Source organism: Tsukamurella sp. PLM1 (genome assembly GCF_023168325.1).
Lineage (GTDB): Bacteria > Actinomycetota > Actinomycetes > Mycobacteriales > Mycobacteriaceae > Tsukamurella.
The window spans coordinates 4306375-4324709 of the sequence record NZ_AP025688.1 but is presented as its reverse complement, the minus strand read 5'-3'; the positions used below and the strand labels follow the sequence as shown (position 1 = coordinate 4324709).

The 18335-nt window shown below is 70.1% G+C and carries 12 protein-coding genes and 3 pseudogenes; 7 read left to right on the top strand and 8 right to left on the bottom strand.

The features are described 5' to 3' along the window. Positions 1–138: 138 nt before the first annotated feature. Together MTP03_RS22180 and MTP03_RS22175 are read left to right on the top strand one after the other, a co-directional pair. Positions 139–2496 carry a transglycosylase domain-containing protein gene (locus MTP03_RS22180; RefSeq protein WP_248489994.1) on the top strand — a complete coding sequence of 786 codons (2358 nt, stop codon included), beginning with the start codon at positions 139–141 and terminating at the stop codon, positions 2494–2496. 47 nt (positions 2497–2543) lie between these two features. After that, positions 2544–4156: pseudogene (locus MTP03_RS22175) on the top strand (glycosyltransferase family 87 protein). A gap of 149 nt (positions 4157–4305) precedes the next feature. Here the strand turns inward: MTP03_RS22175 and MTP03_RS24145 are convergent. The 4 genes and pseudogenes from MTP03_RS24145 to MTP03_RS22155 form a co-directional block, all read right to left on the bottom strand. Next, positions 4306–4875: pseudogene (locus tag MTP03_RS24145) on the bottom strand (hypothetical protein); the annotation flags it as partial. A 564-nt stretch (positions 4876–5439) separates the two neighbouring features. Continuing rightward, the gene (locus MTP03_RS22165) at positions 5440–5760 is read right to left on the bottom strand and encodes a CPBP family intramembrane glutamic endopeptidase (RefSeq protein WP_248489992.1); all 321 of its coding nucleotides are present in this window, start codon (positions 5758–5760) and stop codon (positions 5440–5442) included. Further along, a complete protein-coding gene (locus MTP03_RS22160) occupies positions 5730–6275 on the bottom strand; it encodes a hypothetical protein (RefSeq protein ID WP_248489991.1) in 546 nt (181 codons plus the stop codon). Before MTP03_RS22160 ends, MTP03_RS22165 begins: the two co-directional genes overlap by 31 nt. A gap of 101 nt (positions 6276–6376) precedes the next feature. Then, complete coding sequence (locus MTP03_RS22155) at positions 6377–7867, bottom strand: aldehyde dehydrogenase family protein (protein ID WP_248489990.1); 1491 nt, start codon at positions 7865–7867, stop codon at positions 6377–6379. 78 nt (positions 7868–7945) lie between these two features. Between MTP03_RS22155 and MTP03_RS22150 the strand changes: the two genes are divergently transcribed. The 3 genes and pseudogenes from MTP03_RS22150 (at position 7946) to MTP03_RS22140 (ending at position 11135) form a co-directional block, all read left to right on the top strand. Beyond that, a complete protein-coding gene (locus MTP03_RS22150; protein WP_248489989.1) occupies positions 7946–8935 on the top strand; it encodes a nitronate monooxygenase family protein in 990 nt (329 codons plus the stop codon). After that, positions 8932–9693, top strand: coding sequence for an enoyl-CoA hydratase-related protein (locus MTP03_RS22145; RefSeq protein ID WP_248489988.1), 762 nt, complete (start codon positions 8932–8934; stop codon positions 9691–9693). The genes MTP03_RS22150 and MTP03_RS22145 overlap by 4 nt, the downstream gene beginning before the upstream one ends. 246 nt (positions 9694–9939) lie before the next feature. Further along, positions 9940–11135, top strand: a pseudogene (locus MTP03_RS22140) (IS110 family transposase). Between the two features lie 222 nt (positions 11136–11357). On the opposite strand, the gene MTP03_RS24140 reads toward MTP03_RS22140, so the two are convergent. From MTP03_RS24140 to MTP03_RS22130, 3 genes are read right to left on the bottom strand one after another with little or no spacing between them, the layout of a single operon-like run. Then, positions 11358–11780, bottom strand: a complete 423-nt coding sequence (locus tag MTP03_RS24140) for a hypothetical protein (protein ID WP_371820828.1) — start codon at positions 11778–11780, stop codon at positions 11358–11360. Next, the gene (locus MTP03_RS22135; RefSeq protein WP_371820827.1) at positions 11690–13531 is read right to left on the bottom strand and encodes a 3-hydroxyacyl-CoA dehydrogenase NAD-binding domain-containing protein; all 1842 of its coding nucleotides are present in this window, start codon (positions 13529–13531) and stop codon (positions 11690–11692) included. The genes MTP03_RS24140 and MTP03_RS22135 overlap by 91 nt, the downstream gene beginning before the upstream one ends. 38 nt (positions 13532–13569) lie before the next feature. Next, on the bottom strand, positions 13570–14781 hold the full coding sequence (locus MTP03_RS22130; protein WP_248489987.1) for an acetyl-CoA C-acetyltransferase: 1212 nt from the start codon (positions 14779–14781) through the stop codon (positions 13570–13572). Between the two features lie 209 nt (positions 14782–14990). Between MTP03_RS22130 and MTP03_RS22125 the strand changes: the two genes are divergently transcribed. Next, the gene (locus tag MTP03_RS22125) at positions 14991–16475 is read left to right on the top strand and encodes an AMP-binding protein (RefSeq protein WP_248492334.1); all 1485 of its coding nucleotides are present in this window, start codon (positions 14991–14993) and stop codon (positions 16473–16475) included. Positions 16476–16579: 104 nt separating this feature from the next. Here the strand turns inward: MTP03_RS22125 and MTP03_RS22120 are convergent, their stop codons facing one another. Continuing rightward, positions 16580–17503, bottom strand: a complete 924-nt coding sequence (locus MTP03_RS22120) for an oxygenase MpaB family protein (protein WP_248489986.1) — start codon at positions 17501–17503, stop codon at positions 16580–16582. Between the two features lie 130 nt (positions 17504–17633). On the opposite strand from MTP03_RS22120, the gene MTP03_RS22115 reads away from it, so the two are divergent. Next, on the top strand, positions 17634–18308 hold the full coding sequence (locus MTP03_RS22115; RefSeq protein ID WP_248489985.1) for a TetR/AcrR family transcriptional regulator: 675 nt from the start codon (positions 17634–17636) through the stop codon (positions 18306–18308). Positions 18309–18335: the final 27 nt, after the last annotated feature.

The window sequence follows — 18335 nt, the reverse complement described above, 5'->3', positions numbered from 1 at the left end:
CGTCGGGCCCGGGCGTGCCGCCCTCGGGCACCGCGCGCCGCCTACCAGCCGCTCTCGGGCCGGCCCGTCGACGACGCGGAGCTCGAGGCGGAAGCGAACCGGGGTGGCTCGCGCCCGCAGGAACCGGCCGAGGAACCGGTGGTCATCCGCAAGGCGGCGCCCCCGGTCCCGGCGCCCGACGGTGCCGGCGACCGCCCCGGTGGGAACGGCCCGGGTGGCGACGGTCCCGGTGGTGACGGTCCCGGTGGCGGCGGCCCGGACGATCCCCACGACGATGACGATTCCGAGAAGAAGGGCTTGCGAGAGCTTGTGAGCGGTTCACTCTTCCGCCGTGTGGTGACGGGCGGCATAGCCGGCATCGCGTTGATCATGGTGGTGGCCGTGCTCGCGTTCCTCGTCGGATACTGGCGCACCGACGTGCCCCAGCCCGGCGAGATCCCCACCAACCAGGTGGCCACCATCGTGATGAAGGACGGCAACACCCCGCTCGCGCGGGTCGTGCCACCTGAGGGCAACCGCGAGATCATTCCCACCGAGGACATCCCCGAGGTGATGAAGAACGCGATCATGGCCGCCGAGGATCGCGACTTCGCGACCAACCCGGGCTTCTCGCTCAAGGGCTTCGCACGCGCCGTGTGGAAGCGCGTGCCCGGCGTGGCCGGCGACGGCGAGGACGCCGGCGGTGGGTCCACGATCACCCAGCAGTACGTGAAGAACGCGCTGGTCGGGGACGAGTCGTCGCTCATGCGCAAGTGGAAGGAACTGATCGTCTCGACCAAGATGTCCAACAGTTGGTCGAAGGACGAGATCATGGCCGCGTACCTGAACACCATCTACTTCGGTCGGGGTGCGTACGGGCTGCAGGCGGCGTCGAAGGCGTACTTCAACGTCAACGCCAAGGACCTCAAGGTGGAGCAGGCGGCGCTGCTCGCGGGACTCGTCCGCGGACCGTCGCTGTACGAGCCCGCGACCCACCTCGCCGACGCGACCGGCCGCTGGAACTACGTGCTCGACGGCATGGTCGAGATGAAGACGCTCGACCCGGCCCAGCGGCAGAAGTTGGTCTTCCCGCGGACCGTCGCGCAGAGCCGGGCCAACAGCGACGACCTGTCGCTCGGACCCAACGGCCTCATCAAGACCCAGGTGCTGCGCGAACTCAAGGACGCCGGGATCGACGAGTCGACGCTCAGCACACAGGGCCTCAAGATCACCACCACGATCGACCCGCAGGCGCAGTCCGCCGCGGTCAAGGCCGCCAAGAACATGGCCGACGACCAGCCTGACGACCTGCGCACCGCGATCGTCTCGGTCGATCCGAAGACCGGCGGCGTACTCGCCTACTACGGCGGCAGCGACGGCAACGGCTACGACCGCGTCCAGGCCGGACTGCAGACGGGTTCGTCGTTCAAGGTGTTCGCGCTGGTGGCGGCGCTGGAGCAGGGCATCCCGCTCTCGCGCACCTACTCATCGTCGCCGTTCAAGGCCCAGGGCGTCACGGTGACCAACTCCGAGGGCGAGTCCTGCGGAACCTGCAACCTGGCGACCGCGATGAAGATGTCGCTGAACACCGTGTTCTACCGCCTCATGATGGACCTGAACAACCAGGCCCAGGACGTCGCGGATGCGGCGCATCAGGCCGGCGTCGCCGAGAGCTTCGGCAACATCAGCAAGACGCTGCAGCAGGCGGACGGCAGCGGCGTCGAGGGCGGCGTCGTCCTCGGCCAGTACCAGAGCCGGCCGATCGACATGGCCTCGGCGTACGCGACGCTCGCCGCGGAGGGCGTCTACCGCGCGCCGCACCTGATCAGCAAGGTGACCACCGCGGACGGCCGCACCCTGCTCGACCGGCAGTCCGACCCGGGCGAGCGCCGTTTCAGCAAGGACGTCGCCAACAACGTGACCGCCGCGCTGCAACCGATCGCCGCGTACTCCAACGGGCACGCGCTGGCAGGTGGCCGCTACTCCGCCGCGAAGACCGGCACTGCGCAGTACCAGGACACCGGCCAGAACAAGGACGCCTGGATGGTGGGCTACACCCCGTCGATCTCGACGGCCGTGTGGGTCGGCAACGACAAGGGCGGCCCGATCACCAACGCATGGGGTGGCAGCATCTACGGCTCGGGCGTGCCCTCGGACGTCTGGAAGGACACGATGGACGGTGCGCTCTCCGGCACCGACTACGAGTCGTTCCCGACGCCCGGCGCCATCGGCGGCCAGGCGGGTGTGCCCGTCGAGACCCGCGTCCGGCCCAGCTACTCGGGGTCGGGCAGCGCGACCGCCTCGGGTGATGCGAGCGGAACGTCCGCGACGCGCACCGTCCCGGGCTTGCCCGGCGTGCCGATGCCCACGTTCCCGTGGGACCCGACCACCACGCAGCCGGGTAACGGGAACCCGAACTACCCGGGCCGCACCACGACCCGCCCGCGGACGGGTGGCACGGGCGCCGGTAACGGCGGCCAGACGGTGCCTCCTCGGGTGACGAACCCGGTGCCGTGACGGATTCCGCCGAGACGGAGCCAGCGGGCGAGCAGGACGACGACCGACTGCACGTGAGCCCGGGCCGGTTCGACCCGGCGACGGCGATCGAGCCGGACCGGGACGTGCCGAGCCACACCGACGCGGTCGCGCGGGACTTCTCGACGGCGCTCGGCGGTCCCGTCGGGAAGCACGCCCTGCTGGGCTTCCAGCGGTTCTTCACGCCGCTCCGGTTGATCCTGCTGGTCGCGGTGCTGTTCCTGGCGTTGGGCTGGACCACCAAGGCGGGCTGCCTGCAGCAGAAGTCGGAGGACGGCCAGCTCGTCCTCGACTGGTCGGGCAACCGCCCGTACGCGGCGATGTGCTACTCGGACACCGTCCCGCTCTACGGGGCCGAGCGCCTGAGCGAGGGCCTCCTGCCGTACCAGACGCAGTTCTTCGACACCGATCCCACGGGCGCCAGCCAGGAGCGGTACATGGAGTACCCGGTGCTCACGGGCATGTACCAGTACGCGGCCATGAAGGTGGCCAAGGCGTGGACGGTGTTGCACGAGCGCTACGGGGTCCCCGCCGCCATCGAGGTGGTCCTGTTCTTCACCGTGGTCGCGGTGGGCCTCGCGCTGTTCTGGCTGATCGCGGTCTGGGCGACGACACGCTTATCCGGCGCCGGCCGGCGGCCGTGGGACGCGATGCTCATGGCGGCCTCGCCGCTGGTCATCGCGCACGCGTTCACCAACTTCGACGCGATCGCCGTGGCCGCGACGGCCGTGGGCATGCTGCTGTGGGCGCGGGGCCGGCCCGCCTGGGCCGGAGTGATCCTGGGCCTCGGCACCGCCGCGAAGCTCTACCCCGCGTTCGTGCTCGTGGTGCTGTTCTTCCTGTGCCTGCGGGCGGGGAAGTTGCGGCCGTGGTTCACCGCGGCGCTGATGTCCGTGGCGGCGTGGCTGGCGGTGAATCTCCCCGTCGCCGCCCTGTGGCCGCGCGGCTGGTGGGAGTTCTTCCACCGCAACTCGATCCGCGCCGTGGACATGGACTCGATCTATGCGGTGATCAGCTCGTTCACCGGCGGCTGGGTGTTCGGCGGGCAGGGCCCGCGCGGGGTGCCTCGACCCTGGCGAACATGATCACGCTGGTGCTGTTCCTCGCAGTGATCGCGGGCGTCGGCTACCTCGCGCTGAAGGCGCCCCGCCGGCCGCGCGTCGCGCAGTTGGCCTTCCTCATCGTGGCGGGGTTCCTGCTGGTCAACAAGGTGTGGAGCCCGCAGTACTCGCTGTGGCTGGTGCCGCTCGCGGTGCTGGCGATCCCGCACACCCGGATCCTGCTGGCCTGGATGACGATCGACGCGCTGGTCTGGGTGCCGCGGATGATGTACTTCCTCGGCATGCAGAACAAGGGCCTGCCGGAGCAGGCGTTCACAGGCACAGTCCTGCTGCGCGATCTGGCCGTGATCGGTCTGTGCGTGCTGGTGGTCCGGCAGATCTACCGGCCCGACGAGGACCTGGTGCGGTCCACGTTCCCGGGTCCGTACTCGTCGCCGCTCGACGACCCCGCCGGCGGGGTGCTCGACGGTGCGCCGGACGCACCGTGGGTGCGCAACCGCAGCGCGCAGCGGGGCAGGTACCAGACGAAGACGACCAGCAGCGCGGCCCGGCCCCAGACACCGATCCACACGCCCCACTGAACCCACCAGGTGATCGGCGTGTTCGCCGCGTGCTCGGAGAAGTAGTTCCACACCGTGAGTTCGAGGCTCAGGTCGAACAGCAGGTACGCCGCGATGAGCCGCCAGTCCACCTTGAGCAGGATGAAGAAGGGCAGCAGCCATAGCACGTACTGCGGCGAATGCACCTTGTGGAACAGCATGAACGCGGCCAACATCGCGCCGCTCACGCCCAGCCAGGGGTACACCCCGGTGCGGCGGTAGCTCACCAACCCGGCCACGAGCACCGCCGCGATCGAGACGACGATGAGCAGCGGAGAGAGGGCGCCCACGAAGTCGTCGTACTGTTTCGGGTCGTCGAACGCCTTGAGCACGCCCCAGTACCAGATCGAGTTGGTCGACAGGTCCGCCGTCCGCAGCTCCTGGAACTTCAGCGACGCGCGCCAGCCCTCGAACCCGAACACCATGAACGGCACGTTGATCGCGACCGCCACCACGACCGCCGTGGCGGCCGTCGCCGCGGCGCCCGGCCAGTCCAGGGCGCGCCAGTCGATGCGGGCGCGGCGCCCGGGACCGTCCGGCAGCCCGACGGTGCCGTCCCTGCCGTACGTGAGCACGTACAGCACCAGCGGCGCGACGAACAGCCCCGGATAGATCTTCAGGTCGAACCCGACGGCCAGCACCGCCGCCGCGGCGATCGCGGGTATCCGGATCGATCCGCCCGTCCGGTCGGCCCAGGCCATGATCCCGAACGCGACGGTGGCCGCCGCGACGACGGGCAGCTCCATGTTGTGGAACGCGTACAACGCGAGCGGCGGGGCGAGCGCCCACAGGGCTGCGGCGCGGCCGGAGACCTTCGCCAGTACCCAAGCGGTGAGCAGGCCGAACGGCACCAGCAGCAGCGCCATGTGCGCGAGGAAGTCGGCGTCGTTGTGCGCGCCGATCGCACCCACCCAGAACAGCAGGCCGCTGAGCACCGGGTACTCGATGGCGCCGCCCTGCAGCTTGCCCTCGCCGTCGATCCAGCCGGTGAGGTACGGGAACACGTGGTTGTTGACCTCGCGGCCGCTCCACAGGAACTGCAGGTCGGAGTAGCAGATCCGGCCCGGCGTGGACGCGAAGCCCTCGGAGCGGCCGAACTCGTCGAACGGCGCGCCGGTGCACTGCGCCTTGATCTGGTAGCCGATGATGAGTGCGAGAACAGTGAGACCGAGCACGGTCCACGCCACCCGATCAGGGCGGAAACTGGGCCGGGGCATGCGCACCACCCTATCGGCACCGGTCGTGGGGGCAGGTCGACGGTGCCGTCACGCTCCGCCCAGGAACTGCAGCGGGTTCGCGTTCCACACGCCGTGGATCACCAACAGCGGCCACATCACCCGGTACCGCAGCCACAGGAAGCCGAGGAACAGCCCGCTCACGCCCTGGTTCGCGAGCACGTTCATCGCGTCCGGCACGGGCGCACCCGAGCCCTGGATCGCGACGTGCCAGGACGCCCAGACCACCGCCGAGAGCGCGACCGCCGCCCACGGCCCGAGCACCGCGCGCCAGCGGGTGAGCAGCCAACGCCGGTAGAAGACCTCCTCGAGCAGCGCGTTCATCGCGAAGCCGACGAGCAGCAGGAGCACCGCGTCGAGGAGCGGTACCCCAGCGAGGAAGTTCTCGCTCCGGTCGCTGAGCGCCAGGTACACCACCAGGTAGGCGATGACGGCGGGCACGGCCTCCACCCGGCGCGGGCCGTCGGGTCGGGCCACCGGCGGCCCCACCGGCGGTCGAGAGCGAACACCGCGGCGGGCACCGCGAGCAGCAGCGCGAGCTTGAGCACGGTGTACGTCGGCTCCTCCGGGCCGAGCACGATGAGCCCAGCGGCGAACGCGACGCCGCAGGCCAGCAGGATCCAGGCCTGGGGCCGCGGGTCCGACGGTGCCGCCGCCCCCGCCCCCGCCGCCGTGCCCCGGGCGGGAACGGCGAGCGCGACGAGCAGCGCCGCGACCACCGGCGCCCACGGCTGCCACCACGGGATCGTGTCCATCGAGTCCGCGGTGTACCGCAGTCCCCGGCCCGAGAGCGCCGCCACGAGCGACGAGACGCCGATCGCGCCGATCCCGAGCGTCGCGACCGTCCACCCCGCCCACGCCCTCACGCCCCCACCGTACGGCGGCGTCCGTTCCGAAACCGGGCTCCAGCGCCGCGACGCCGCGAATACATCGCCGCGACCTCGCCAGAGCCCGGTTTCGGACGGGATCAGCGCCCGTAGAGGTGCTTGAGCATCATCCGGACGGAGTTCATGTCGCGCTCCGTGCGGGTGAACGAGAGCAGGTCCATCGGCAGCGCGAACTTCTGCGCGGCGACGGACTGGGGACGACTGAACTCGCGGAGTCCGTCCGCGCCGTGGATCCGGCCGAAGCCGGAGTCGCCGAGGCCGCCGAACGGCAGCGCGGGCACGGAGGCGAACGACAGGAAGGAGTTCACGGCTACGGCGCCCGTGCGCAGTCGGCGGGCCAGTTCCCGGCCGCGGGTGATGTTCTTCGTCATGATCGCGGCCGAGAGCCCGTAGGTACTGTCGTTGGCCTTGTCGATCGCCTCGTCGACGTCCTTGACGCGCGTGACCACGACCGTCGGGCCGAAGGTCTCGTCGGTGACCGCGGTCGAATCATCCGGCACATCCACCAGCAGCACGGGCTGGACGGTGCGCTCGCCGACCGACTCCCGGCCGCCGACGAGGGCGCGGCCGCCCCGGCTCAGTGCGTCGTCGATGTGCGAGGCGATGATCTGCAGCTGTGCGGGCATGGTCGCGGGGCCGTAATCGACGCCGTCGGTCTCGCCGCCGTGAATCTCCCGGGATGCGGCGGCCAGCTTGTCGACGAACTCGTCGTACCGGTCCGCGACGACGTACACCCGCTCGACGCCCGCGCAGGTCTGCCCTCCGTTGCCGTAGGCGCCGAAGGCCGCGGCCTTCACGGCGGCCTCGACGTCCGCGTCGGCGTCCACGATCATCGCGTCCTTGCCGCCGCCCTCGATCGTGACGGGCGTGAGCGTCTCGGCGCACGCGGCCATGACGGTGCGCGCCGTGCGGGCCGAGCCGGTGAACGCCAGTTTGTCGACGCCCGAGCGGCACAGCGCGGCGCCCGTGTCGCCGCGGCCGTGCACCACCTGGAGCACGGGCTGTGCCGGGCACGCGGCCGCCCAGGTGTCGGCGAGGAACTGGCCGACGGCGGGCGTCAGCTCGCTGGGCTTGAAGACGATCGCGTTGCCCGCGGCGAGCGCGTACGAGATCGAGCCCATCGGTGTGTAGACGGGGTAGTTCCACGGCCCGATCACGCCGATCACGCCGAACGGCCGGTGCTCGACGGTGGCGGTCAGGTTGGCGCCCATCATCCCGGTGCCGACCTTGCGGCGCCCGAGCACCTTCTCCGCGTTCTTCGCGGCCCAGTCCAGGTGGACGATCGCCAGCATGACCTCGAGCAGCGCGTCGTCGTGCGGCTTGCCGGTCTCGGCGGCGATCGCGTCGGCCAGATTCTCGGACCGGCGCGCCAGCTCGGAGCGGAAGCGCAGTAGCCAGCTCCGGCGGGCCTTCGGCTCGAGGTCGCCCCACCACTGGGCGGCTTCGCTCGCGGCGTCCACCGCGGTCGCCACGGCGGCGGGATCGGCGACGGGGAAGCGAGCCACCTCGTCCCCGGTGCGGGGATCGGTGGAGATCAGCTCGCCGGTCTCGAGATTCGACGGTGCGGTCATGGCGGGTCCTCCCGGGAAGGTGGCGGGTCTTTCCCGATATGTTAGAGACTATTCTCTCAGTTGTGTTAGCTTCGGGGCATGTTCTCGACACGCTTCACCGATCAATTCGGTGTTCAGTACCCGATCGTTCAGGGCGGCATGATGTGGGTGGGGCGCGCCGGCCTCGCGTCGGCGGTCTCGGAGGCGGGCGGGCTGGGTATTCTCACCGCCCTCACCCAGCCGAGCCCGGACGAGCTGCGCGCGGAGATCGCCCGCACCCGCGAGCTCACCCGCAAGCCGTTCGGAGTGAACCTCACGGTGCTGCCCACCATCGACCCGCCGCCGTACGAGGAGTACCTGCGCGCCGCGGTCGAGTCCGGCGTGCGGATCATCGAGACCGCCGGCTCCAACCCGGCGCGGTTCCTTCCGTACTTGAAGGACAACGGCGTCAGGGTGATTCACAAGTGCACCAGCGTCCGGCACGCGCTCAAGGCGCAGGCCATCGGCGTGGACGCCGTCTCCATCGACGGCTTCGAGTGCGCCGGCCATCCCGGTGAGGACGACGTGCCCGGTCTGGTGCTGATCCCCGCCGCGGCGGACGCCCTGGACATCCCGATCCTCGCCTCGGGCGGTATCGCCGACGCCCGCGGCCTCGTGGCCGCGCTTGCGCTGGGAGCCGACGGCATCAACATGGGCAGCCGCTTCCTGTGCACTGTGGAATCGCCGATCGCGCCGGAGGTGAAGGCGCGAATCGTCGCGAACTCCGAGCTGGATACGAAGCTCATCTTCCGCACGCTGGGCAACACCGCCCGCGTGGCGAAGAATTCCGTCTCCGTGGAGGTCGTCGAGACCGAGGCGCAGGGCTGCGAGTTCGAGGACATCCGGCACCTTGTCGCCGGCGCTCGGGGCCGCAAGGTCTTCGAGGACGGTGACGTCGAGGCCGGGATCTGGAGCGTCGGACTGTGCCAGGGCCTGATCCGCGATGTGCCGACCGTCGCGCACCTGATCGACCGGATGGTCGCGGAGGGGCGGGACATCGTGGCCGAGCGGTTGGCCGGCATGATCGACGCGGAGGCGGTCCGGGCATGAGCGAGGACCTGCGGACCACGAAGGACGACGGCGTCCTGACGGTGACGATCACCCGCCCGCAGCGCATGAACGCGTTCGGCATCGCCGCCGCGCGGGAACTGGCCGGGATCATCGCGGCGGCCGACGCGGACCCGGCCGTCCGCGTCGTCGTCATCACCGGCGAGGGGAAGGCCTTCTGCACCGGCGCGGACTTGGCCGGCGAGCCCGCGGCGCCGGAGGAGGCCCTCGAGGCGGTCAACTCGTACGTTCGTGCCATCGTGGGCGCGTCGATCCCGGTGCTCGCCAAGGTCAACGGACCGTGTGCCGGCATGGCCGTGGGCCTCGCGCTCGCCGCCGACCTCGTTTTCGCCGCCGAGGACGCCTACTTCCTCCTGCCGTTCGTGGGCATCGGCCTGCTCCCCGACGCGGGGACCACCGCGCTCGTCCCCGCCGCCATCGGCCGCACCCGCGCGATGGGGATGGCCCTGCTCGGCGAGCGTCTCTACGCGCCGGAGGCGTTGCGTGCGGGGATGCTCACCTCCGTCCGTCCGGCCGCCGAGCTCGACGGTGCCGTGGCCGCCGCCGCGGCCCGGCTCGCGTCCGGTCCGCGGGAGGCGATCGCCGCCACCAAGCGCGCCGTCAACGCCTCCACCCTCGCCGGTCTCGACGATGCCCTGCGTCGCGAGACCGAGTCCCAGGTCATCCTGCTCGAGACCGACGACCACCGCGAGGGCGTCGACGCCATGCTCAGTAAGCGCCCGGCGAACTTCGCGCTCTGATCCGCGGCGCCCGCCCCGTTACCTTCGAGGTGGCCCTGAACCAGGGCTGTGGTCGCTGGCACCGGCATGACTGAAGTCCCCTGTCGTACGCATGATCCGGGGGGTGTTGTCACCGGTGACCGGTGGCGTTGGTCGACCGCTGATAGGGACAGGGCCGCCGAGTTTGGGTAGGTCTCTTCGTAACGTGGGTGCCGGCAACCTCCGCCAGACTGCGACCAGAACCGCCAGCGACTGGAAGGAACGCCCGTGACCTCTGATTTCGCCGTGTTCCTCGGACTCGACGTCGGGAAGGAGGCGCACCACGCCTGCGCAGTCACCGACACCGGCCACCGCTTGCACGATCGAGCGCTGCCGCAGGCCGAGGACGCCATCCGCGCCGTGTTGACCAGCCTGGCCGAGCACGGCCGGGTGCTGGTGATCGTGGACCAGCCCGCCTCCATCGGTGCCCTGCCGGTCGCGGTAGCCCGCGACCTCGGGATCGACGTCGCATATCTGCCTGGACTGGCGATGCGCCGGATCGCCGACCTGCACCCGGGCAACGCGAAGACCGATGCCCGCGACGCTTTCATCATCGCCGAGGCAGCCCGCACGATGCCCCACGCGCTGCGCCGCGTCGACACCGGCGACGCGGCCCTGGCCGACCTGGAGGTGATCGTCGGCTTCGACGACGATCTCGCCGGTGAGGTCACCCGGGTCAGCAACCGCATCCGCGGCCTGCTCACGCAGGTCCACCCTGCCCTCGAACGCGTCCTCGGCCCCCGGATCCAGCACCCTGCCGTGCGCGAATTGCTGACACGCTTCGGTGGGCCGCAAGCCCTTTCGGCTGCCACTCGTCGGCAACTGATCGCCGCCACCAAACCCCGGGCACCACGGTCTTACCAGCGGCTCGTCGACGACGTTCAGGCCGCGCTGACCGAGCAGACGGTCACCGTTCCCGGGACCCGCGCCGCCGAGCTCGTCCTGCCCGAACTTGCCACCGAGCTGACCGGACTGCTCGCTCGGCGCGCCAAGGCCGCCGAACAGATCGAGGCAATGCTCGATGCGCACCCTCTTGCCAAGGTCCTGACCTCGATGCCCGGCATCGGTGTCAGGACCGGAGCCCGATCCTCCTCGAAGTCGGCGACGGCAGCGACTTCCCCACCGCAGGGCACCTGGCCGCCTACGCAGGACTCGCTCCAGTTACCCGCCGCTCCGGCAGCTCCATCCGCGGTGAGCATCCCAGCCGAGGTGGGAACAAGCAGCTCAAACGCGCCTTCTTCCTCTCCGCGTTCGCCGCTCTCCACGACCCGACCTCCCGGGCCTACTACGACCGCAAACGCGCAGCCGGCAAGAAACACAACGCCGCCCTGATCTGCCTCGCCCGCCGACGTATCGACGTCCTCCACGCCATGCTCCGCGACAAGGCGCTCTACCAACCGCGGCCGCCTGCCGCAGCCGCTTGACAGAACCATAGGGACACCCCCGATTCGTCCGAGCCCACCCGATTCGATCGGCGAATCGGGTGGGCTGCGACGTATCGGGGGAAGCGGTGGTGAATCGGGTGGGGCACAACGGATCGGCCGCGGCAGAACGTATCGGGGGGCGGAGAAACGCAGGGCCCGGCACCGTCGGGAACGACGGTGCCGGGCCCTGCTACCGGCCTACGGCCTCCGGCTTAGTGAGTCCTACTCGTAGGTCTCGCCGGCGTCGGCCTTCGCGATCAGCGAGGCCGGCGGCTCGAAGTGTGTGCCGTACTTCGCGGCCAGCTCCTTCGCCCGGGCGACGAAGGCCTTCGGGCCCACGGCACCGTCGGCACCCTCGTACCCGTTGATGAACTGCATGACGCCACCGGTCCACGCGGGGAAGCCGATGCCGAAGATCGAGCCGATGTTGGCGTCGGCCACCGAGGTGAGCACGCCCTCGTCGAAGCAGCGCACCGTCTCGATCGATTCGATGAACAGCATCCGGTCGATCATGTCCTGCAGCGGGATGTCCTGTCCCGCGGGGAACAGCTCCTTCAGGCCCGGCCACAGGTTCGTGCGCTTGCCGTCGGCGTAGTCGTAGAAGCCCGCGCCGTCCTTGCGGCCGGTGCGGCCCGCGTCCACCATCGCGTCGACCACGGCGTCGCTGCCGTGGGCGGGAAGGGGTTGCCGGCGGCCTCGGCGGCGGCGCGGGTCTCCTTGCGGATCTTCTGCGGCAGCGTCAGCGTCAGCTCGTCCATCAGCTGCAGCGGTGCGGCCGGGTAGCCCGCCTGGGCGCCGGCGCGTTCGATCAGCACCGGGTTCACGCCTTCGCCCACGGCCGCGATCGCCTCGTTGACGAACGTGCCGATCACGCGCGAGGTGAAGAAGCCGCGCGAGTCGTTGACCACGATCGGGGTCTTCTTGATCTGCAGCGTGTAGTCGATCACCTTGGCCAGCACCGCATCCGAGGTCTTGGCGCCGCGGATGATCTCCACCAGCGGCATCTTGTCGACGGGGCTGAAGAAGTGGATGCCGATGAAGTCCTCACTCCGCTTCACACCCTCCGCCAGGATGGTGATCGGCAGCGTGGAGGTGTTCGAGCCGAGGATGGCGTCGGGCTCGACGATGTCCTCGATCTCCTGGAACACCTTGTTCTTCACCTCGACCGACTCGAACGCGGCCTCGATCACGAGGTCCACACCGGCGAAGTCCGCGGCGTCGACGGTCGGCGTGATGCGGCCCAGCAGCTCGGCCGACTTCTCGGCGGTGGTGCGGCCCTTGGCCAGCGCCTTCTCCTCGAGCTTCTCCGAGTACGCCTTGCCCTTCTGCGCCGCCTCCAGCGAGACGTCCTTGAGGACGACCTCGATGCCGGCCTTCGCCGAGACGTAGGCGATCGCCGCGCCCATCATGCCGGCGCCGATGACGCCGACCTTCTTGGCCTGGTACTTCTCGTACCCGTCGGGCCGCGAGCCGCCGCCGTTGATGTGCTGCAGGTCGAAGAAGAACGCCTTGATCATGTTCTTGCTCACCTGGCCGGTGGCGAGCGACACGAAGTAGCGTCCCTCGATCACACTGGCGGTGTCGAAGTCCACCATCGCGCCCTCGACGGCGGCGGCCATGATGGCGCGCGGCGCGGGCATCGGAGCGCCCTTGAGCTGCTTGCGCAGGTTCGCCGGGAACGCGGGGATGTTCGCGGCGATCGCCGGCGAGCTGGGCGAGCCGCCGGGGATCTTGTACCCCTTGACGTCCCACGGCTGCACGCCGCCCTCGGGGTTCGCCTTGATCCATGCCTTCGCGGCCGGGATCAGCTCCTCGACGGTGCCCACGACCTCATGGACGAGGCCCACCTGCTGCGCCTTCGCGGGCTTCATCCGCGGGCCCTGCAGCAGCACGCCCATGAGCGCGTTCTGCAGGCCGAGCAGCCGGACGGTGCGCGTGACGCCGCCGCCGCCGGGCAGCAGGCCCAGGGTCACCTCGGGCAGGCCGATCTGCGAGCCGCGCACGTCGGCCGCGATGCGATGATGCGTGGCCAGTGCGATCTCGAGGCCGCCGCCGAGCGCGGCGCCGTTGATCGCGGACACGACGGGCTTGCCCAGGGTCTCGAGGCGGCGCAGCGCGGCCTTCATCGACTCGACGTTGTCGAAGACCTGCTGCGCGTCCGCCTTGGTGGCCTGGCGGATCAGGCCCAGGTTGCCGCCGGCGAAGAAGGTCTTCTTAGCCGAGGTCAGCACGACGCCGGTGATGGAGTCCTTCTCGGCCTCCAGTCGGTCGATGGTGGCGGCCATCGACTCCCGGTACAGGTCGTTCATGGTGTTCGCCGAGCTGGTGGGATCGTCCATCGTCAGCACGACGATGCCGTCGGTGTCCTGCTCCCAGCGGATCATGTTGTCAGCCATGTGTTTCGTGTTCTCCTGAAAGTCTGTCCGGGCCGTCGTCAGAGGCGCTCGATGATGGTGGCGATGCCCATACCGCCGCCGACGCAGAGGGTCATCAGGCCGTAGCGGCCGCCGGTGCGCTCGAGCTCGTCGAGCACCGTCGAGACCAGCATGGCGCCGGTGGCGCCCAGCGGGTGGCCCAGCGCGATCGCGCCGCCGTTGACGTTCACCTGTTCACGCTCGAGCTTGAAGTCGTTCATCCACCGCATCACGACCGAAGCGAAGGCCTCGTTGAGCTCCCAGACGTCGATCTGCTCCTTCGTCAGCCCGGCCTTGGCGAGCACCTTCTCGGTGGCCGGGGTGGGCCCGGTGAGCATGATCGTGGGCTCCGAACCGGTGACCGCGGTGGCCACGATGCGGCCGCGCGGCGTGAGGCCGGCCTTCTTGCCCCCGGCCTCGTTGCCGATCACCAGCAGGGCGGCACCGTCGACGATGCCGGAGCTGTTGCCGCCCGTGTGGACGTGGTTGATCTTCTCGACGGTGTAGTACTTCTGCAGTGCGACGGCGTCGAAGCCGCCCATCTCGCCGATGCCGTCGAAGGCGGGGCGCAGCTTGCCGAGGCTCTCGACCGTGGAGCCGGGGCGACGGTGCTCGTCGTTGTCCAGGATCACCAGGCCGTTCATGTCCTTCACGGGCACGACCGACTTGGCGAAGCGGCCCTCGTCCCAGGCGCGCGCGGCGTTGGCCTGCGACTCGGCGGCGTACCGGTCCACGTCCTCGCGGGTGAAGCCGTCGATCGACGCGATCAGGTCGGCGCCGATGCCCTGCGGCACGAAGTACGTGTCGTAGTTGGTGGTGACGTCCTGGTGCATGGCGCCGCCGTCGGAGCCCAGCGGCACGCGCGACATCGACTCCACGCCGCCGGCCAGGACCAGGTCGTCGCCCAGGCCGGCCGCGACCTTCTGCGCCGCCATGTTGGTGGCCTCCAGGCCGGAGGCGCAGAAGCGGTTGATCTGCACGCCCGCGACGGTCTCGGGCAGGCCCGCGACGGTGGCGGCGGTGCGCGCGATGTCGGAGCCCTGCTCGCCGACCGGGGAGACGACGCCGAGGACGATGTCGTCGATCGTCGCCGGATCCATCGCCGGGAAACGGGTCTTGACCTCGTCGATCAGGCCGACCACGAGGTCGAGCGGCTTGGTCGCGTGCAGCGCGCCGCCGCGCTGCTTGCCGCGCGGTGTGCGGATGGCCTCGTAGATGAATGCGTCGGACACGGTGTTCCTTCCATGGTGTGCTTCCGTCCAGAGTGTCACAAGTGAATCACTGTTCTCTAACTTTCAGCGATTCGGCCCCAGGCGAACATGTTCTACAACACAATCGCATACATGACCGCAGAAGAGAACATCGCCTGGTACCCCGCTCGGAGGAGCCCCGCAGCTCGCAGCGCAACACCTGGAACAATCAGGTGCGCAACCACGCCGTCATGCGCGGCGACGCGCCCGCCCTGAAGTACCTCGACAAACAGGTCACCTGGTCGGGCCTCGCCGGACGGATCGGCGCGTTCGCCGGCGCACTCCTGGAACGGGGGATCACGGCGGGCGACCGGGTGCTCATCCTGGGCCTCAACCGCATCGAGTACGTCGAGGCGGCGCTCGGGATCACGGCGATCGGCGCGATCGCCGTCCCCGTCAACTTCCGCATGGCTCCGCCCGAGGTCGCTTACCTGGTGCAGGACACGAAGTGCAGTGCCGTGGTCTACGAGGCGCCGTTCGACCCGCTCATCGCCGGTGTCGCCGGTGCGGGTGCCGAGTTCGGTCTGCGCGTCAGGTTCGACGGTGCCGACCCCGCCGCCGGTGCCCTGGGCTTCGAGGACCTGATCGCCGAGGGCCGCCCCGACCCGCAGCTCGACGTCCCGGAGGACTCGCCCGCACTGATCATGTACACCTCGGGCACCACCGGCCGCCCGAAGGGCGCGGTGCTCACCCACGTGAACATGCTGGCGCAGGGCTGGAACAACCTGGTGGCGCCCGGCTCGGTGGACCCGGACGCGGTCGGCGCGATCGCCGTCCCGATGTTCCACATCGCCGGCTTCGGCGTGCTCGCCACGGCGTTCCTGCAGGGCCTGACCTCGGTGATCTTCCCGCTGGGCGCCTTCGATCCCGCGCAGACGCTGGACGCGCTCGAGCGCGAGGGCATCACCAGCATGTTCATGGTGCCGATGCAGTGGCAGCTGGCGGTCGCGGAGCAGAAGGCGCGCCCGCGCGACCTCAAACTCAAGTACGTCTGGTGGGGCGCCGCGCCGGCCAGCGAGACCCTGCTGCGCCAGCTGACCGAGACCTTCCCGGACGCGGAGATCTGCGCCGTCTTCGGGCAGACCGAGATGTCGCCCGTGACCTGCGCGCTGTCGGGCGCCGACACGCTGCGCAAGGTCGGCTCGGTCGGCAAGGTGGTGCGGACCGTCGCCGCCCGCGTGATCGACCACGAGGGCAACGACGTGCCCCGCGGGGAGGTCGGCGAGATCGTCTACCGCGGGCCGAACATGATGTCCGGCTACTGGAACAACCTCGAGGCCACGCGAGAGGCCTTCGCCGGCGGCTGGTTCCACTCCGGCGACCTGGTGCGGATGGACGACGAGGGCTTCGTCTACGTGATCGACCGCGCGAAGGACATGATCATCTCCGGCGGCGAGAACATCTACTCGGTGGAGGTGGAGAACGCCGTCGCCGCGCACCCGGACGTCACCGAGGTCGCCGTCATCGGCCGCCCCGATGAGCGCTACGGCGAGGCCGTGGTGGCCGTTGTGGGCCTGCGGGAGGGTGCGACGCTCACGACGGAGGCGCTCTCGGCGTTCCTCAACGACCACATCGCCCGCTACAAGCACCCCCGCGATGTCGTGATCATCGATGCGCTGCCCCGCAACCCCACGGGCAAGATCACCAAGCCGGTGTTGCGCCAGCAGTTCGGCTGAGCGCCCGAGATGTCGCCTCAGGCGGCGCGGACCCCGCAAAACGCCGGGGCCGCGCCGCTCAGGGCGACATCTCGGCGGGCGGGCCGAGTAGTCGCATACGGCGGCTAGACGAGCGGGCGGCCGAACTTCGCCCGTAGGCGCATGTCGAGGATCAGCAGGCGGTACGGCAGCCGCCGCACCGAGAGCGGGACCACGCGGCAGACCGCCGCGACGAGGCGCCAGAACCGGTCGAACCGGCGCTGATCGCGATCGGTCCACTCGATCCCCATGGCCTCGCGGAAGGCAGGCGCGAGGAAGCCCGCGCCCTGGAAGCGGGAGAACCGCCGCACGGGACCGGGCAGCGTGCCGAGGAAGGTGAGGTCGACGAGCTGCCGCAGGTAGGCGCGGGTCGCGTCGTCGGGGTCGATGCGGCGCTCGCACTGCTCGATCCACAGCGCGTCGAACTCCTCCGGCGTGGCCGGCCACAGGTCGGCGGGCACCTGCAGGGTAGTGCCCAGCGGCGCGGAGTCCCGGTAGAACAGCGCCCGCTGTTCGGGGCTCATCCGCCCGCGGAGCAGCTGGTGGGTGTCCTCGAACCCCACGTACAGGCACATCGCGACCCACAGCTGCAGGCCGCGATCCATCGCGTTGTACTTGACTTCGCTGGCCGCGGTGCTGCGCACCTGACGGTGTGCGATGTTCACGGCCTCGCGGTAGCGCTCCTTGTCGCGACGGTCGCCCAGGATGGCGACCGCGAGGTACGTGAACGTGGTGCGGGTCCGCTTGAGCGGGTGCTTGTACAGCGACCCGGATTCCACCTTCGACTCCATCACGCCGTAGCCCACGGGCCGGTTGATCAACTGCATCACCACGTTCGCCTGGCCGGCGGCCGCCGACGGCGCGTCCATCGCGTCGGCCAGGACGGTGAGCACGTGGGCGGGCCGGGCGGGCACGTTCAGGGGGATCCGGTACCCCTGCGCCGGGCGCGCCGCGGGCGTCACGGGTTCGACGGTGCCGGGTTCACTCGGATGCTCCGTGCTGAGGGTCATTTCGCTGCTCCAGGGAGTTTCCGCGCCGAAACGGTGCGTGAATGTTCGCTTACTTAGTAGGCTCGACGGTACACCGCGTGAGCGCATTCGTCACCGAGTACGCTCGACGCGGAGCAAGGAGGAGTGGTAGGTGACGCAGGCGCGACGGAAGCGGCCGAAGGATCGGCGCGAACAGATCGCGAGGGTCGCGGCGGAGGACTTCTCCCGGCGGGGCTACCACGGCGTGGGGATCGAGCAGATCGCGGCGACGCTCGATATCAGCGGACCGGCCGTGTACCGGCACTTCCCCAACAAGTACGCGCTGCTCGAGCACGCGATCTCCACGGCGTCGGACGCGCTGTGTTCCGCCGTCCGCGATGCGGCGGAGGCCGCGCAGGACCGGCCCGCCACCGAGCGCATCGACGCGATTCTCGAAGCCGCCCTGCAGGTTTCGTTCGAGCGCCGGAACACCGGTGGACTCTTCCGGTGGGAACAGAGACTGCTGGAGAAGGACGACCGCGCCCGGATCCGGGCCCAGCTGAACGAGATGATCGGGGTCTTCGCCGACGCCGCGGAGCCCGCGGTGCCGGGCGTGAGCAGGAGGAGCTGGAGCTGCGCTGCGTGGCGGCCGTCAGCGTCGCCGGCAGCGTCACCGCGCACCGCACGGTGCTCGCCCAGAAGCGCGCCGAAGCGGTCCTCGCCGACGCGGGCCGGGCAGTGCTCGCGCTGGCACCCGCACCGTCGCCCTACGAACTCGCGCCGGCTCCCGAGCCCGAACCCGACGCCGGGCGTCAGGGCCAGGTGCTCGACGAGGCGATCGAGTTGATCTTCGCGCACGGCTTCCACAACGTGA

Coding starts and splice junctions, on each gene's coding strand:
- MTP03_RS22155 (WP_248489990.1), bottom strand. CDS start 7,867: ATGACCGCACCGTCGAATCTCGAGACCGGCGAGCTGATCTCCACCGAT.
- MTP03_RS22150 (WP_248489989.1), top strand. CDS start 7,946: ATGTTCTCGACACGCTTCACCGATCAATTCGGTGTTCAGTACCCGATC.
- MTP03_RS22145 (WP_248489988.1), top strand. CDS start 8,932: ATGAGCGAGGACCTGCGGACCACGAAGGACGACGGCGTCCTGACGGTG.
- MTP03_RS24140 (WP_371820828.1), bottom strand. CDS start 11,780: ATGGTGGACGCGGGCCGCACCGGCCGCAAGGACGGCGCGGGCTTCTAC.
- MTP03_RS22135 (WP_371820827.1), bottom strand. CDS start 13,531: ATGGCTGACAACATGATCCGCTGGGAGCAGGACACCGACGGCATCGTC.
- MTP03_RS22125 (WP_248492334.1), top strand. CDS start 14,991: ATGCGCGGCGACGCGCCCGCCCTGAAGTACCTCGACAAACAGGTCACC.
- MTP03_RS22120 (WP_248489986.1), bottom strand. CDS start 17,503: ATGACCCTCAGCACGGAGCATCCGAGTGAACCCGGCACCGTCGAACCC.